Below are 15,529 nucleotides of genomic sequence, written 5' to 3'. Positions count from 1 at the left end.
CGTTGCCCCCCATGTGGTCAGGCAGCAATACAATATGGTGAGGTGTCCGAGTGGCTGAAGGAGCACGCCTGGAAAGTGTGTATACGGCAACGTATCCGGGGTTCGAATCCCCGCCTCACCGCCATATTCGAGAAAGAGCTCGTACGCAAGTACGGGCTTTTTTTTCGCATATTGCATTTGCCGGATGCGGTGCAAGCACCTTATCCGGCCTACGAATGACGAACAACCTGTAGGCCTGATAAGCAAAGCGCCATCAGGCATGCCATTTATCGCCGAGTAAGCAGCGTCAACACTTCGTAGTGTGCTGTGTGCGGAAACATATCGAAAAGCTGGACGCGTTCAATGCGATACCCTGGCAACTCACGAATATCCTTCGCCATGGTTTGCGCATTACAGCTGGAATAAATGATAAAACGCGGTGCCATGTGGGAAAGAAAATCACACAGCGGTTTGCCAATTCCCCGACGCGGTGGATTCACCAACACCAGGTCCGGTACTTCGCCCTGAGCGGTAGCAAACTGAGTTGAGTCCAGCGCCTGAAAATGCAGGTTCTGTAACCCAAGCTCCTGCGCAGACTGTTTCGCGCAGGTAATCGCCTCTGGCGCAATTTCAATCCCTGTCAGTTTCATCTGCGGCGTGGCGCAATGCAGACCAAAACCCCCGACGCCGCAAAACAGATCCCACATGTGATTAACCGGAAGCTGGCGTACCCAGTCGCGCGCCGTGGCATATAGCTGCCCCGCCACTACCGGGTTGGTCTGGAAGAAACTCTGCGGGCGTATCCACAACGGTACGTCGTTAAAACGTTCGGCCAGTGCCTGCTGTTCGGTCAGGAAGATTTCTGTCTCCCCTTCCATAATCGCCATATGCACAGGCTGGATATTGACGCTAATGACTTTTAACTGCGGTAACTGTGCCTGCAGCCACGGTAGCGCCGCGCGCAGTTGTGCCAGTTTCGCGTCGGAACGCAGGACAAAACGCAGCATTATACTGCCATCAAACTGGCTTTCCGTTAACAGCAGATACTTCAGCTCCCCGCGTTTACGCGCCACGTTATAGGGCGTCAGCCCCGCGCGGGCGATAAACGGTTTGAGTGTGGCAAACACGGGCGCAAAAGACTCAGGATAAAGCGGGCAGTCGCACAAATCCTCCGGCGTACCGTCACGATGCAGCATGCCCAACAGCGGTTTCTCCACGCTGCCGCTAACCACCATTTTAGCTTTATTACGAAAAGCGCTTTCCGGGCCGCTGACCGGCGCGCACCATTCTCCGACCGGATAATCGGCCAGCAGATTTTGCAAATCGGCTGTTTTGGCGAAGAGTTGATCGGCGACAGGCTGTGCTATCCACTGACAGGAGCGACAGCGTTCGGCGTCATAAAGTGCGCACTGCATACAAAAACCTACAAATTAACCGGGGGCCAAAATTATACACGTTATTGCAAGCGGAAGAACCGCCTGCTGGACGCAGGAACAAAAAGCAGTAGCAACACCAGCATATCCGGCAATTTTTGCATCACCAGCGTATGCAGGATTTCGCGTCTGGACTCCCCCGCAATACTGAACAGTTCCGGATATCCGTAGCCCAGCGAAGCTGCCCACAGATAGACGCTGGCGATAATCTGGGTCAGCAGATAGATCCAGCGGGCCCAGCTCCGTCCTTTGACCAGCGAAAATGCGCAGAAAATTTCGATAAACAGCAGCACCAGACTGCCCAGAAATACCAGCGTCAAATTCCAGGTCTGCACACTGCGATGAATAAACTCACTGGTTCCACGAAACCCAAGCGTATTAAAAATCATCAACAGATCGAGACAGCGGATCATAATGATAGCCAGCGCCGCCACCTGCACCAAAGCAGGGACGTTTAAGCGGGCATGTGATGTGGATGATTTCTTAAAAAATCCCAACGCGTCGTCTTCCATGAAAACGGCGCAACCACCACAGCTGCGCCGTATAGACAGATTGGCAGATTTTAGTTTTTTCAGCCGCGTCTTGCACGTTGGATATCGCGTATCCGTTGTTTTTCTGTTCGCGCCATCAGATACCACGCGATAAATCCGATAATTCCTACCACGCCAAGGATCAGCGTCGCCAGCGCGTTGATCTCCGGATTAACCCCCATACGTACGCTGGAGAACACCAACATCGGTAACGTTGTGGCCCCAGGACCAGAGACAAAGCTGGCGATAACCAAATCATCCAGCGATAGCGTAAAGGCCAGTAACCAACCGGAAATGACCGCCGGCATAATCATCGGCAGCGTAATGACGAAAAAGACTTTCAGCGGCGTCGCGCCGAGATCCATCGCCGCTTCCTCAATGGAGTGATCCAGTTCGCGCAAACGCGAGGAAATCACCACCGCTACATACGCCGTACAGAAGGTGACGTGCGCCAGCCAGATGGTCAACATACCGCGATCCGCTGGCCAGCCAATGGCGTGCGCCAGCGCCACAAACAGGAGCAGCAGCGACAAACCGGTAATGACATCCGGCATAACCAGCGGTGCGGTGATCATAAAGGCAAAACCATTCGAACCACGAAAACGGCCAAAGCGCACCATCACCACGGCAGCTATGGTGCCGAGGATCGCCGCCATCGTCGCAGCACAGGCAGCAATCGTTAAACTCATGCCGACGGCACTCATCATTGCAGTATCGTGGAAAAGTTCACCGTACCAGCGTGTTGACCACCCCGCCCACACCGTCACCAGCTTGGAGCTGTTAAACGAATAGATAACTAACATCAGCATGGGGGCGTACAGAAACGTAAACCCCACGACCAGGATAAAGATCCGCCACGGCGAGCGGACAACCGGTAAGTTATTCATCCGTGTTCCCCCACGCTTTTCTGCTGATACTTATGGAACCACATGATTGGCACAATCAGTAACAGCAACATGATGATGGCAACCGCAGACGCCACCGGCCAGTCACGGTTATTGAAAAACTCCTGCCATAGTACGCGGCCGATCATAATGCTGTCCGGCCCCCCAAGCAGTTCCGGAATAACAAATTCCCCTACCGCCGGGATAAACACCAGCATTGAGCCAGCGATAATCCCGCCTTTGGTCAACGGCACGATCACGCTAAAGAAGGTTTTTAATGGTCGGGCACCTAAATCCAGCGCAGCTTCCACCAGCGAATAGTCAATGCGCGTCAGTGCGGTATAAATCGGCAGCACCATAAAGGGCAAATAGGCATAAACAATGCCAATATAAACCGCCAGGTTGGTATGCAGGATCGTCAATGGCTGATCGATAACGCCCAGCCACATCAGAAAGTTGTTCAGCACCCCGTTATTTTTCAGGATCCCCATCCAGGCGTACACGCGAATCAAGAAAGAGGTCCAGGAAGGCAGAATCACCAGCAACAGCAAAATATTGCGCGTCGAGGGTTTGCTGTGCGCCACCGCCCACGCTAGTGGATACCCCAACAACAGACAGCAGATCGTCGAAATCCCCGCTACCTGCAAAGACTGCAGGTAAGCATCGAAATAGAGCGGGTCGTCCGTCAACTGCAGGAAGTTACCTAAATTGAGCGTAATAGATAGCTGACCATCGGCCCATGCCACAAGGTCAGTGTACGGCGGTATCGCCCGTGCCATTTCTGACAGGCTTATCTTGAAGACAATCAGAAACGGCAATAAAAACAGGAGAACCAGCCACACATACGGCAACGCGATCACCAGCTTGCGACCATGTTTCATTTGCAACTGCGACATATACAGCGTGAAACGGCTCGCTTTTTCGGCACGTGCCGGAGGTTCAAGTGTACTCATCTTCGCTCCTTAAACCGTCAACACCACACAGCTGTCCGCATCCCAACACAAACGTACCTCGTCACCCCAGGTCGGTAGCCCCTTGCGATAGCGATGTTCGTTTTGCAGCTGGGCACTCAACATCTGGCCGCTTTTTAAACGCACGTGGTACACCGACAAATCGCCCAGGTAGGCAATGTGCACCACCTCACCCACCGCAAAGTTATAGCCATCCGGCGGAGGGGCATCACAGAGCATGATTTTTTCCGGACGAAGCGCGACATACACCGGGACGTTATCGACAACAGAAGCATCGGCGTCCACTTTCAGCGGATGCACCAGACCTGGAGACTCTATAATCAAACCATCTTCCTGACGTTCTTTCAGTAGCCCCTCAAAAACGTTTACCGAACCGATAAACTCTGCGCTGTAGCGGGTGGTCGGATGCTCGTAGATCTCTTCCGGCTCGCCGATCTGCACAAATTTGCCGCGGTTCATGATTGCAATGCGACCCGCCATCGTCATGGCTTCTTCCTGATCGTGCGTCACCATCACGCAGGTCACACCGACGCGTTCCAGGATATCCACTACCTCCAGCTGCATGCGGTCGCGCAGTTTTTTATCCAAAGCGCCCATCGGTTCATCCAGCAGCAGCAGCTTCGGGCGTTTCGCCAGGCTACGCGCCAGTGCCACGCGTTGACGCTGACCGCCTGAAAGCTGATGTGGCTTACGTTTGGCGAACTCCTGCATGTGCACCAGCCCGAGCATCTCATTCACCCGGCTGGCGATTTCCGCTTTCGGCAGCTTGTCCTGCTTGAGTCCAAAGGCAATATTCTGTTCCACCGTCATATGTGGAAACAGAGCGTAGGACTGAAACATCATATTAATTGGGCGCAGATAAGGTGGGACATGCGCCAGATCGACACCGTCCAGCATGATTTGCCCGGTAGTCGGCAGCTCAAACCCCGCCAGCATGCGCAACAGGGTTGATTTACCACAACCGGACGCACCCAGCAGGGCAAATATTTCGCCTTTGTAGATAGTGAGATTGACGTCATCGACGGCGTGCTGACCGTCAAATGACTTCGTCAGGTTGCGAATTTCAAGCAGCGGGGTCAGCGCCTTGCGGATTTTCGCTTGTGGGCGTGGGGTTGCATCATTCACTCAAGTGCTCTCCGGCATAAATAAAGAAACAGTGCAAATAACGCACCTTATTGGTGCGTATTGCCGGGTTTTGTGTGTTCGGGATCGCGACATCCCCGGCAGGCACAAGCACCGCCGGGTCATGTCCCGAACATCGGGTTATTTCCCGCTTTTCACCTTCGTCCAGGCACGGGTGCGTACACGATCGATCTTCGGATCCTGTACTTTCAGTGTGAACAGTTTGGCGCGCACGTCCGCTGGCGGATAGATACCCGGGTTATCACGAACTTCCGGGCTAACCAGAGCCGTCGCTTCTTTGTTCGCATTGGCGTAGAACACGTGGTCGGAAATATGCGCAATCACATCAGGGCGCAGCAGGTAATTAAGGAACTGGTAGGCTTCGTCTTTGTTTTTCGCATCTGCAGGCATCGCGAACACATCAAAGAACGCCATCGCCCCCTCTTTGGGAATCGAGAAGGAGATATTGACGCCATTTTTCGCTTCTTTCGCACGGTTTGCCGCCTGCCATACATCCCCTGCCCAGCCAATCGCTACACAGGTATCTCCATTTGCCAGATCGTTAATGTATTGCGAGGAGTGGAAATAACGGATATTCGGACGCAGTTTCAACAACAAATCGGTTGCCGGCCCGGTGTAATCATCCGCTTTGGTACTGTTTGGATCTTTACCCAAATAGTTCAGCACAGTAGCAAACACTTCTTCAGGCGCATCGAGGAAAGAGACACCGCAGCTTTTGAGTTTTTCCAGATTCTCCGGTTTGAGGATCAAATCCCAGCTGTTAATCGGCGCATCCGCACCCAGCACCGCTTTAACTTTATCTACGTTGTAGCCAATACCGGTGGTTGCCCACATATACGGCATAGCAAACTTATTGTCTGGATCGTGTTTACCCACCAGTTTCAGCAGTTCAGGATCAAGGTTTTTCCAGCCTGGCAGTTTGCTCTTGTCCAGGGGCTGGAAAACGCCCGCGGTCAGTTGCCGTTCGAGGAAACTGGCTGACGGGACAACGAGGTCAAAACCGGTGCTGCCAGCCATGAGCTTACCTTCCAACACCTCATTGGAGTCAAATACATCATAAATGACTTTAATACCGGTCTCTTTCTCAAAATTAGCCACCGTGTCCGGAGCAATATAGTCAGACCAGTTATAAATATGCAGTGTTTTTTGTTCAGCAGCGAGCGTGCCGGCAGAGATGGCCATCAGAGCACCTGCAACCAGGCCTGATAACCATTTTTTATTTAAGGCGGTCATAATCTCTTTCCTTCTGAAAGTTCGTTAACAAACGAACAAAAAAGTCACACTCCAATGATATGCAAGAAACGTGCATATTATTTCATGCGGCATCAATGAAAGAGAGGTCTCTCTCCCCGCCGCTATTGCTCGCTGATATCCGCTGACTTATTCAACATGCATACAGCTACAGATAGCTCATAATAGGCAAATTGAACGGTGGCGTTTACAAGCCTTGCAAGAATAACTTTAGCCAGGATTCGAGGATATAGCCCAGATAAAAAAACGTCTTTTATCAATTTTTTATGCAGTTTTTGTCTATGACGTAAAGCGGAAGGGGCGGAACCGAAGTGAATAATTCTTTAAGAAAAGGTTAAATGCAGAATAAAAACGTGAAATACGCAACCGCTCTGGCAGCGGCTGCGCTATAAATACCCAAAATCAGGAACGATTAATGGAGGAAATGAACCTCTGCATTGCAGTTTTGCCCGTCTTCTTCGGCATTAAACAACAATTGATGTGCCCCGGCTTCAAGGATCACCATCGATATCTGTTCTTCGCTCTGACGCACAAAACATTCAAACTGTTCAAACGTCACACCCGGCATCACGGATAAAGACTGGCAAACCACCAGTTTTGGCAGATTATCATCCTGCATATCCAGAAAGGCTTTTACCGTCAGTGAGCTGGCATTGATAGCGGATAGATCGGCGGCCAGCGGCAGCAGCGCTGAAGGTCTGACTTCCGCCATCGCGGAAAATAGAATGACGTTATCCACCAGATCAATTTTTGCATCAAAAATGCCATCGAAGTTCTGCATGTGCGGTAGATGCAGCGCCTGACAGGTATCACATTCAAAAAAACTCATGCCCAGGTCGTCGAGCCATTGACGCAACGTATCCAGAGTGGGAACGACCAGTGATGTCATAATAATGTGCGACCTCTATTGATGAAAAAATTACCGGCACAGCTTACGCAAAAAGACCGTGTCATACCACGATCGCTATCGATATTGCGTTTAGCCGCCGATTTTAAGACAAAATTCAGGAGTAGCATGGCGCTCGATCCACTGGATCATCCGCGCAGCAATATCTATCCCTGTGGTTTTCTCCACGCCTTCCAGCCCTGGAGAGGCGTTGACCTCCATAACCAGCGGTCCGCGTTCTGCACGCAGGATATCGACGCCAGCAACATCAAGCCCCATCGTGCGGGCAGCTTTAAGCGCAATGTCCCTTTCCTGCAGCGTGATATTGGCAATCGTGGCAACTCCGCCGCGATGCAAATTAGAACGAAAATCGCCCTCTTTGGCCCGCCGCTCAATAGCCGCGACCACCTCATCACCCACAACGAAACAGCGAATATCTCGCCCCTTCGCCTCTTCGATATATTCCTGGACCAGAATATGGGCATTCAGACCACGAAATGCATCCACTACGCTCTCTGCGGCCTGCCGCGTTTCGGCCAATACCACACCGATCCCTTGAGTCCCCTCCACCAGTTTCACCACCAGCGGCGTACCGCCGACCATATCAATCATATCGCTGGTATCATCCGGCGAGTGGGCTATTCCGGTAATGGGCAGGTCAATTCCCTGTCGCGCCAACAGTTGTAACGAGCGCAGCTTATCGCGTGCGCGGGTAATCGCTACTGACTCATTCAGCGGATAGCTACCCAGCATCTCAAACTGACGTAATGCCGCCGTACCGTAGAAGGTAATGGCTGAGCCAATTCTTGGAATGACCGCGTCAAAATGGGGAAGCTGGCGGCCTTTATAATGGATAGAAGACGCTGCCGGGCTAATGTTCATATAGCAAGAAAGGGGATCGATAATTTCTACCAGGTGACCGCGTTGCATCGCTGCTTCACGCAGGCGTTTGCAAGAATAGAGCGTTCCATCCCGGGACAAAATGGCAATTTTCACCCTGCACCTCTCTAAAAGACCTGGTAAAAGCTGGCGTATCATACACCGGGTTAAACGCTTTAGCGCGTCGCCCACCCCTGTTTATGTAAATATTCCAGGATAAAGGGACGGCTTTCTTTAATGATGGTGCGGCGAATGTGATCGCTCCAGGTATCGCGACGCGTGTTGCTGCCACGGGTCAGATAGTATTGCGCAAGCTGTTCGTCATACTGCGACAAAACGTCTGTATCGAGCGGCTGATACTGGTTTTCGTGCACAACAAGCGACGCAGGCAGCCGGGGCTTGATGTCCGGGTTATCCGCAGGCCAGCCGAGACACAGACCAAACAGTGGCAAAACATGCTTCGGCAGCGTCAGTAATTCCGTTACCGGCTCAATATTGTTGCGCAGACCGCCAATGAACACACCGCCAAGTCCCAGCGATTCAGCCGCTGTCAGCGCATTTTGCGCCATCATCGCCGTATCAACCACGCCAAGCAACAGTTGCTCAGCCAGCCCCAGTTGCGCATCGGGGCAAATCTGCAAATGGCGATTAAAATCGGCGCAAAAAACCCAGAACTCGGCGGCCTGTGCGACATGTTTTTGTCCGCCGGATAAGGTCACCAGGGACTCCCGCAGACTTTGATCGGTAATACGAATTATCGTCGTGCACTGCAAAAAACTTGAACTTGATGTCCCTTGAGCGGCAGCAATGATCGCCTCACGCTGTGCGTCCGAAATACTTTCATCGGTGAAATGGCGAATGGAACGGTGGCTGCGAAGTAAATCAATGGTTGGCGTCATCTTTTTTTTCTCTGGCTGAATGGGAAGAAGCGTCGGGAGCACGCGACATCAGCTGCGGTGCCAACAGTTGCGCAATGCGCAACATCAACACCACCGCGGCGGGAAGCATTAACAGTACACCCAGAAATATCATTACCACACAGGCCAATGGCCCGTTCAGCGGTGCGGGTAAGGTGAGATAATCGTTAAGCGACAGCAGCGCCAGCGATAACAAAACCATCCCGATGATTTCCAGAATCAATACGCTTTTGGGTAACACGCCCACTGTGCGCATAGGTGCCTCCCGATAAATGGCGCTTAGTGTAAAACGTTCCGACAGCCCATGTTTAACAAAAATGCGGATTGAAAAACGAAGGCATAGACTAAGGATATCAAAGCAACAGGCTGAACCTGCTTTCCATCCGTCACAAATCGCGGCATCATAACAACATTCGCCATCCGGCCTGATAAGTTCGAGGAGATAGAGATGTTTGCCGTTATTTTTGGTCGCCCAGGGTGCCCGTATTGCGTGCGCGCAAAAGAATTAGCAGAAAAATTAAGCAATGAGCATGACGATTTTAACTTCCGCTACATTGATATCCATGCCGAAGGTATTACTAAAGCAGATCTGGAAAAAACGGTAGGAAAGCCAGTTGAGACCGTTCCGCAGATTTTCGTTGATCAACAACACATCGGCGGCTGCACGGATTTTGAAGCGTGGGCAAAAGAGAATATGAATCTGTTCGCCTGATAGCTGTTTCTACGCCCTCCGCTGGAGGGCGTAATCAGTTTTTTTTCCGCCGCTGACGCTGGTTGAATAAGCTACTGATAAATAAAAAACACAATGCCCCAAGCGCACACCAAAACACTGCACTGAACAGCCATGCCAGCTCTTGCCACAGCGAACGCGTCGGCATAAAAACGAACCGCATCAGTAACAAGCAGCACGGCGCTGCCAGTATTGCACCAAGAAGGGGTTTGAGAACCTCGCGACGGTGGGAGAAAAAGCTTGCCACAGCGCCAGGCAGTATAAAAAACAATAACCCGACCTCAGGATGCCCAGCCGCTCTAAATGCGCCTTTCATATTCAGCGTTAATGAAAGACACACTACAATAAAGAGCACAAAGCAGCAGATCGCACCCGCCCAACTTTGCTTATGTTTCAATCGTTCCTCCTGACATCTTCTCTATCGAACACTCTTTTCGCCCGCAGGCGTCCAGTCAGATAAAGTTACTCGGCATTCCATGCCAAAAACACACCCACACGATTCTTATAGCCGTTGATACGTAATGAGATTAAACTAGCCGCATATATTGTCATGCTGCATTATTTGGGGCTGTGTACGATGCTGTCGCCCCTTAATTTCTGGCAAAAACATTAGCGTAAATTGCCATTTCTTTCAATAGCTTACTAGTAAACAAGAAGTTAGCCTCCGTGAATATAAACGTCGCAGATTTGTTAAATGGGAATTACATCCTGTTATTATTTGTGGTCCTGGCTCTGGGCCTGTGTCTGGGTAAATTACGCCTGGGTTCAGTCCAACTCGGTAATTCCATTGGCGTTTTAGTGGTCTCCCTATTATTAGGTCAGCAGCACTTTAGTATTAACACTGACGCATTAAATCTTGGCTTTATGCTGTTTATTTTTTGTGTCGGGGTGGAAGCCGGTCCCAACTTTTTTTCGATTTTTTTTCGGGATGGGAAAAATTACCTGATGCTTGCACTGGTGATGGTCGGTAGCGCGCTGCTGATCGCCCTGGGACTGGGTAAGCTATTTGGCTGGGATATTGGCCTGACGGCAGGCATGTTGGCTGGTTCAATGACGTCTACGCCCGTTCTGGTCGGCGCGGGCGATACGTTGCGCCATTCAGGGATGGAAGGTACACAGCTATCCACCGCCCTTGATAACCTGAGTCTGGGTTACGCCCTCACCTATTTAATTGGGTTGGTCAGTCTGATTGTGGGTGCGCGCTATCTGCCAAAACTGCAGCATCAGGATCTGCAAACCAGCGCCCAACAAATTGCGCGTGAGCGCGGGCTGGACACTGACGCCAACCGTAAGGTTTATCTACCGGTGATCCGCGCCTACCGTGTCGGTCCAGAGCTGGTTGCATGGGCTGACGGGAAAAATCTGCGCGAGCTGGGCATCTACCGCCAGACCGGTTGTTATATTGAACGTATCCGCCGCAACGGTATTCTGGCCAACCCGGACGGTGATGCAGTGCTGCAAATGGGCGATGAAATTGCCTTAGTGGGCTATCCGGATGCACATGCTCGCCTCGACCCCAGCTTCCGTAACGGTAAAGAGGTGTTCGATCGCGATCTGCTCGATATGCGTATCGTCACCGAAGAGATTGTGGTGAAAAACCACAATGCCGTAGGTCGTCGTCTGGCCCAGTTGAAGCTGACTGACCATGGCTGCTTCCTGAACCGCGTGATCCGCAGCCAGATCGAAATGCCCATTGACGACAACGTCGTACTTAATAAAGGCGATGTATTACAGGTCAGTGGCGATGCGCGCCGTGTGAAAACCATTGCCGATCGTATCGGCTTTATTTCCATTCACAGCCAGGTCACCGATCTGCTTGCTTTCTGCGCATTCTTTATCATCGGCCTGATGATCGGGATGATCACTTTCCAGTTCAGTAATTTCAGCTTTGGCATTGGAAATGCGGCTGGACTGTTGTTCGCCGGGATCATGCTGGGCTTCCTGCGTGCTAACCATCCAACGTTTGGCTACATTCCTCAAGGTGCGCTGAACATGGTCAAAGAGTTTGGCCTGATGGTCTTTATGGCTGGTGTCGGTTTAAGCGCAGGTAGCGGCATTGGTAATGGCCTCGGCGCAGTGGGTGGCCAGATGCTGATTTCGGGTCTGATTGTCAGCCTGGTTCCAGTGATCATCTGTTTCTTGTTTGGAGCTTATGTATTGCGCATGAACCGGGCCCTGCTGTTTGGGGCGATGATGGGGGCGCGTACCTGTGCGCCAGCAATGGAAATCATCAGCGATACCGCGCGCAGCAACATTCCTGCTTTAGGCTATGCGGGCACATATGCGATTGCTAACGTTCTGTTGACGCTGGCGGGGACACTCATCGTCATCATCTGGCCTGGCATCGGTTAGAGCTGTTTTTTGCTTTTAATGAAAATTTTTTGCAGGTAAGCAGAACTTTTCTTAAAGGCGTCAGTCATAACTATTGCCACTGCTTTTCTTTGATGTCCCCAATTTGTGGAGCCCATCAACCCCGCCGTTTTGGTTCAAGGTTGATGGGTTTTTTGTTGCCTGGATTTTAACTCCCTCCCTCCTCCCCCGAAATTCCTCCCCAAATTTGCAGCATGCCGGTTATGGCACATACTTTTACTCGGTGCTAAATGGTGATGGGGGTTGCTATGTTACTCGCAGGCAAAGTCGCGGTGATCTTCGGCGGCAGCGGGGCTATTGGTAGTGCGGTTGCGCAGACCATGGCGCGCGAAGGTGCCCATGTGTACCTGGGCGCACGCCGTCAGGAAAAGCTTGATTGGGCAGCCAGTCGCCTGCGAATGGCGGGTGGCACTGTCGATACGTTTATCACCGATGTGCTCGACGAGCACGACACCTCAACACAAGTTACCCGCCTGGTACAGCGAATCGGTGGAATTGATGTGGTGGTTAACGCGACCGGCTTTATGCATGAACAGGGCAAGCGCATCGAGGCATTAGCCCTCTCTGAGTTTATGAGCGGTATCACTCCTTTCCTCTCGGCACAGTTCAATATCGCAAAATCCGTAACGCCGCACATGGGCGGCAATCGAGCGGGCGTCATTCTCACCGTTGTCGCGCCCGCGGCCCCGATGGCAATGCCTGGGCATTTGGGGCACATCGTCGGCTGTGCGGGAACAGAGGCTTTTATTAAAGCGCTAGCCAGCGAACTGGGGCCGGCAAATGTTCGAGTCGTCGGCGTGCGCTCACATGCGATTGTGGACGCGGTAGCGACCGGTTCCTATACCGGGGAGATTTTCACCGCTAAAGCGCAATCAATGGGTTTAACCGTCGATCAATGGTTAGCGGGCGCGGCGCAAGGCACCATGCTCGGACGCCTGCCTACGCTTGCACAAATCGCTGAGGTTACAGCCTTTCTGGCTTCAGACCATGCCGGAGCAATGACCGCTACGGTGGTAAATATTACCGGGGGCGCAACCGTAAGCTAATTTACCCGCTCTTTCACGCCGTGCGCTGCTGCGAGCCTTTTTTTGCACTCGTGCGGGAACACAATACTATGCCGCACATAATAACCAACGCGCTCACCAGATGATATGAATGCAGAGTGACGTGCATAAACATCACGCTAAATAATCCGCCACTCAGTGGAATCAAGTGTGAATAGATCTCTCCGCGCGTTGCGCCAATGGCGCTAATCCCTTTGTTCCATAACAGATATGACAGCCAGGAAGGAAAAATAACAAGGTATGCCAGCCCAGTAATAACGCCTGTATTTGCATAGCTATTCCAGCCCGGCATACCATTGCGTATCAACGCCAGAGCCAGTACCGGAATAAGTACAATCGCACCTAACAACGCGCTCACGGCAACAAATGCGTTTCCCTTCACCTCACACGGTTTAACGCGTAGAAAGGCACAATAAACAGCCCAACTCAGCGCTGACCCCATGGTCCAGACATCGCCCCGATTGAGATGTTCCAATACCTGTGCGTGCATCAACCCGCCTTGCGACACCAGCCAGATAACACCAACGGTACTCAGGAGCACACCTGCTATATTTCGCGCAGAGATCCGCTCTTTAAAAAAGAACTTATTGATTAACAGAACGAGTGCCGGTGTGGTGGACATATAAATCGCGGCATTGAGCGAGGTTGTATATTGCAGGCCGATATATAACGTTAAGGGGAAAAGAACCTGACCACAAAGCGCGAGGAAGACGATAGTACCAAAGGATTTTCTCATCGCTGGCCACTGCATGGCGATCTGTCGGAAATAAAGCGCCATCAATAGCAATGCGGTAAATACCCAGCGTGCTGCTGATAAAACGATGGGATTAACTTCGGCAACCAAGATATGGCCGACCACATAGTTCCCGCCCCAAAAACAGGCAGCCAGACTGAGTAAAAGATAGGGCATATTTGCGCCTTATTGTCAGTTGTACGGTATGACCACAAGGCTACGGCGGCGTGAGAATGAATGCTAATATAACGTTTTCATCCATGTGCATAGATTAAAACTATGAAATTCACGCTAAGGCAACTTGAGTTTTACATCGCACTTGCAGAAACATTACAAATTTCCAAAGCTGCTGCGCGCTGCCATATTTCTCAGTCATCAATGACCATTGCCATGCGGAATCTGGAAGAATCATTAGACGTGCAGCTATTTGTACGTTACCCCAAAGGCGTGAAGCTCACCGCCGAGGGCGAGCGCTTTCTGGCACATGCCTGCAACATCATCAACAGTAGCCACTCGGCTGTTGACGCCCTGCATGACAGGAGTGAAATTCTCACCGGCACGGTGCGCATAGGCATTGCCGAAACGCTCTCAGCCTATCTCATCCCGGATATACTCAACGATCTTGAACGACGTTTCCCTTTGCTGGAGATCGTATTTTATGAAGCTACTGCACCGGAACTGGTACAGGCGCTACGGGAACAAAAGGTCGATTTTTGCCTGCTTCTGACCTCAAATATCAGCCATGATAACGACCTTGAGATCGAAACATTCATTCGTTCACAGCGCCGCCTGTGGACGTCTATTGGGCATCCGCTACAGAGCCGGGCATCGATCCGTTTAATAGACGTCGAAAAGCTACCATTTTTACTGCTGGAAACCGATAAGTACCCTGACGTAATCATCAATTACTGGCAGCAGCGTGGCTATACGCCCAATATCAGTTTTCGCAGCAACTCTTTTGAAGCAATAAGAAGCCTGGTTGCAAAAGGCAGAGGAATAACCATTTTATCCGACCTGGTGTATCGCCCGTGGTCACTGGATGGTCTGCGCGTCATGCACAGAACGATTGATGATTTTATTACTTATATGGATGTCGGGACGGTAAAAAAAACCGCCCGGCCGTTGACGCCAGAGGCGATGAAAGTCATTGATTTTTTACGTCAGGCCGTTACCCGCCTCGACAAACCATTTTGATGATTTCATCTCTGATGTAATCCGGCAATGCGCTCCACCATCACCAGAATATCTTCCCGCGAGAGCGGTTTTTTGTCTGTGACAAAATGCAGCGTCATCCCTTCAATAAATGCATCCAGCGCTCGTGCGGTTACCGGCTCGAACCACTGCTCCAGCGTTTGTTGGCTGCGTAGCATCCAGTTTTGCATCACTGTTTTTAGCGCCGGTTTACGGCTGGCGAAGGCATATAACTGATACATAAGCTCCATGTTGTCAGGCGTTGTGACCTGAGAGCTATAGATCATATCGGTAATCGCATGGCAGGCCTGTGGCGCATTTTCAACACCGGCAAAAAATGCCTGATATTGCACAGACATGGTGTCAGCAAAACGCTCGAATGCCTCCATTAAAAGCTCATCTATTCCCGAAAAGTAATAGGTCATTGAGCCCAGCGGCACCTCGGCAATCATGGCGATTTTCCGGTGTGTAACCCCATGAATACCATGGATTATAACCGCATCCAGCGTGGACTGGACTATTTTATCCCGTCGTTGTGGGTCGTTCGCGCGTCGCACTGCCTTACCTC

17 protein-coding genes and 1 tRNA gene are annotated in these 15,529 nt (G+C 51.4%); 5 read left to right on the top strand and 13 right to left on the bottom strand.

The features are described from left to right. The first annotated feature begins 36 nt into the window (after positions 1–36). Positions 37–124, top strand: a tRNA-Ser gene (locus tag FDX24_RS02460). Between the two features lie 142 nt (positions 125–266). Here the strand turns inward: FDX24_RS02460 and rlmC are convergent. The 10 genes from rlmC to FDX24_RS02410 form a co-directional block, all read right to left on the bottom strand. Then, positions 267–1,394, bottom strand: coding sequence for a 23S rRNA (uracil(747)-C(5))-methyltransferase RlmC (gene rlmC, locus FDX24_RS02455; protein WP_061067607.1), 1,128 nt, complete (start codon positions 1,392–1,394; stop codon positions 267–269). Between the two features lie 41 nt (positions 1,395–1,435). Continuing rightward, positions 1,436–1,924 carry a YbjO family protein gene (locus FDX24_RS02450; protein ID WP_048212154.1) on the bottom strand — a complete coding sequence of 163 codons (489 nt, stop codon included), beginning with the start codon at positions 1,922–1,924 and terminating at the stop codon, positions 1,436–1,438. A gap of 59 nt (positions 1,925–1,983) precedes the next feature. Further along, complete coding sequence (gene potI, locus FDX24_RS02445; RefSeq protein ID WP_048212155.1) at positions 1,984–2,829, bottom strand: putrescine ABC transporter permease PotI; 846 nt, start codon at positions 2,827–2,829, stop codon at positions 1,984–1,986. Further along, positions 2,826–3,779: a putrescine ABC transporter permease PotH gene (gene potH, locus FDX24_RS02440; RefSeq protein WP_005123598.1), complete on the bottom strand. Its 954-nt coding sequence runs from the start codon at positions 3,777–3,779 to the stop codon at positions 2,826–2,828. Before potH ends, potI begins: the two co-directional genes overlap by 4 nt. A 9-nt stretch (positions 3,780–3,788) precedes the next feature. Next, positions 3,789–4,922, bottom strand: a complete 1,134-nt coding sequence (potG, locus tag FDX24_RS02435) for a putrescine ABC transporter ATP-binding subunit PotG (RefSeq protein ID WP_005123599.1) — start codon at positions 4,920–4,922, stop codon at positions 3,789–3,791. A gap of 138 nt (positions 4,923–5,060) precedes the next feature. Then, positions 5,061–6,173 carry a spermidine/putrescine ABC transporter substrate-binding protein PotF gene (gene potF / locus FDX24_RS02430; protein ID WP_137363773.1) on the bottom strand — a complete coding sequence of 371 codons (1,113 nt, stop codon included), beginning with the start codon at positions 6,171–6,173 and terminating at the stop codon, positions 5,061–5,063. Positions 6,174–6,603: 430 nt separating this feature from the next. Continuing rightward, positions 6,604–7,080 carry a YbjN domain-containing protein gene (locus FDX24_RS02425; RefSeq protein ID WP_137363772.1) on the bottom strand — a complete coding sequence of 159 codons (477 nt, stop codon included), beginning with the start codon at positions 7,078–7,080 and terminating at the stop codon, positions 6,604–6,606. A 90-nt stretch (positions 7,081–7,170) separates the two neighbouring features. Further along, a complete protein-coding gene (gene rimK / locus FDX24_RS02420; protein ID WP_137363771.1) occupies positions 7,171–8,073 on the bottom strand; it encodes a 30S ribosomal protein S6--L-glutamate ligase in 903 nt (300 codons plus the stop codon). A gap of 59 nt (positions 8,074–8,132) precedes the next feature. Beyond that, positions 8,133–8,855, bottom strand: a complete 723-nt coding sequence (gene nfsA / locus FDX24_RS02415; RefSeq protein WP_101741833.1) for a nitroreductase NfsA — start codon at positions 8,853–8,855, stop codon at positions 8,133–8,135. Next, positions 8,839–9,129 (bottom strand): YbjC family protein, encoded by a 291-nt coding sequence (locus FDX24_RS02410; protein WP_048212159.1) that lies wholly within the window; start codon positions 9,127–9,129, stop codon positions 8,839–8,841. The genes nfsA and FDX24_RS02410 overlap by 17 nt, the downstream gene beginning before the upstream one ends. Positions 9,130–9,321: 192 nt before the next feature. Here FDX24_RS02410 and FDX24_RS02405 point away from each other — a divergent pair, with 192 nt between their 5' ends. Continuing rightward, positions 9,322–9,585: a GrxA family glutaredoxin gene (locus FDX24_RS02405; protein WP_005123606.1), complete on the top strand. Its 264-nt coding sequence runs from the start codon at positions 9,322–9,324 to the stop codon at positions 9,583–9,585. Positions 9,586–9,619: 34 nt separating this feature from the next. Here FDX24_RS02405 and FDX24_RS02400 read toward each other — a convergent pair whose 3' ends face one another. Continuing rightward, a complete protein-coding gene (locus FDX24_RS02400; RefSeq protein ID WP_040233923.1) occupies positions 9,620–10,000 on the bottom strand; it encodes an inner membrane protein YbjM in 381 nt (126 codons plus the stop codon). 269 nt (positions 10,001–10,269) lie between these two features. On the opposite strand from FDX24_RS02400, the gene FDX24_RS02395 reads away from it, so the two are divergent. Next, positions 10,270–11,955 carry an aspartate:alanine antiporter gene (locus FDX24_RS02395; RefSeq protein ID WP_040233921.1) on the top strand — a complete coding sequence of 562 codons (1,686 nt, stop codon included), beginning with the start codon at positions 10,270–10,272 and terminating at the stop codon, positions 11,953–11,955. 266 nt (positions 11,956–12,221) lie between these two features. Beyond that, positions 12,222–13,019 (top strand): SDR family NAD(P)-dependent oxidoreductase, encoded by a 798-nt coding sequence (locus FDX24_RS02390; protein ID WP_137363770.1) that lies wholly within the window; start codon positions 12,222–12,224, stop codon positions 13,017–13,019. A 13-nt stretch (positions 13,020–13,032) separates the two neighbouring features. On the opposite strand, the gene FDX24_RS02385 is transcribed toward FDX24_RS02390, so the two are convergent. Then, a complete protein-coding gene (locus FDX24_RS02385) occupies positions 13,033–13,947 on the bottom strand; it encodes a DMT family transporter (RefSeq protein WP_137363769.1) in 915 nt (304 codons plus the stop codon). A gap of 102 nt (positions 13,948–14,049) precedes the next feature. Between FDX24_RS02385 and FDX24_RS02380 the strand changes: the two genes are divergently transcribed. Continuing rightward, on the top strand, positions 14,050–14,964 hold the full coding sequence (locus FDX24_RS02380) for a LysR family transcriptional regulator (protein WP_137363768.1): 915 nt from the start codon (positions 14,050–14,052) through the stop codon (positions 14,962–14,964). 5 nt (positions 14,965–14,969) lie between these two features. On the opposite strand, the gene FDX24_RS02375 is transcribed toward FDX24_RS02380, so the two are convergent. Next, positions 14,970–15,518, bottom strand: a complete 549-nt coding sequence (locus FDX24_RS02375) for a TetR/AcrR family transcriptional regulator (protein WP_137363767.1) — start codon at positions 15,516–15,518, stop codon at positions 14,970–14,972. Positions 15,519–15,529: the final 11 nt, after the last annotated feature.

It is taken from the genome of Citrobacter sp. wls716 (genome assembly GCF_005280975.1).
GTDB lineage: Bacteria > Pseudomonadota > Gammaproteobacteria > Enterobacterales > Enterobacteriaceae > Citrobacter > Citrobacter youngae.
This window is presented reverse-complemented; position numbering and strand designations above follow the sequence as displayed.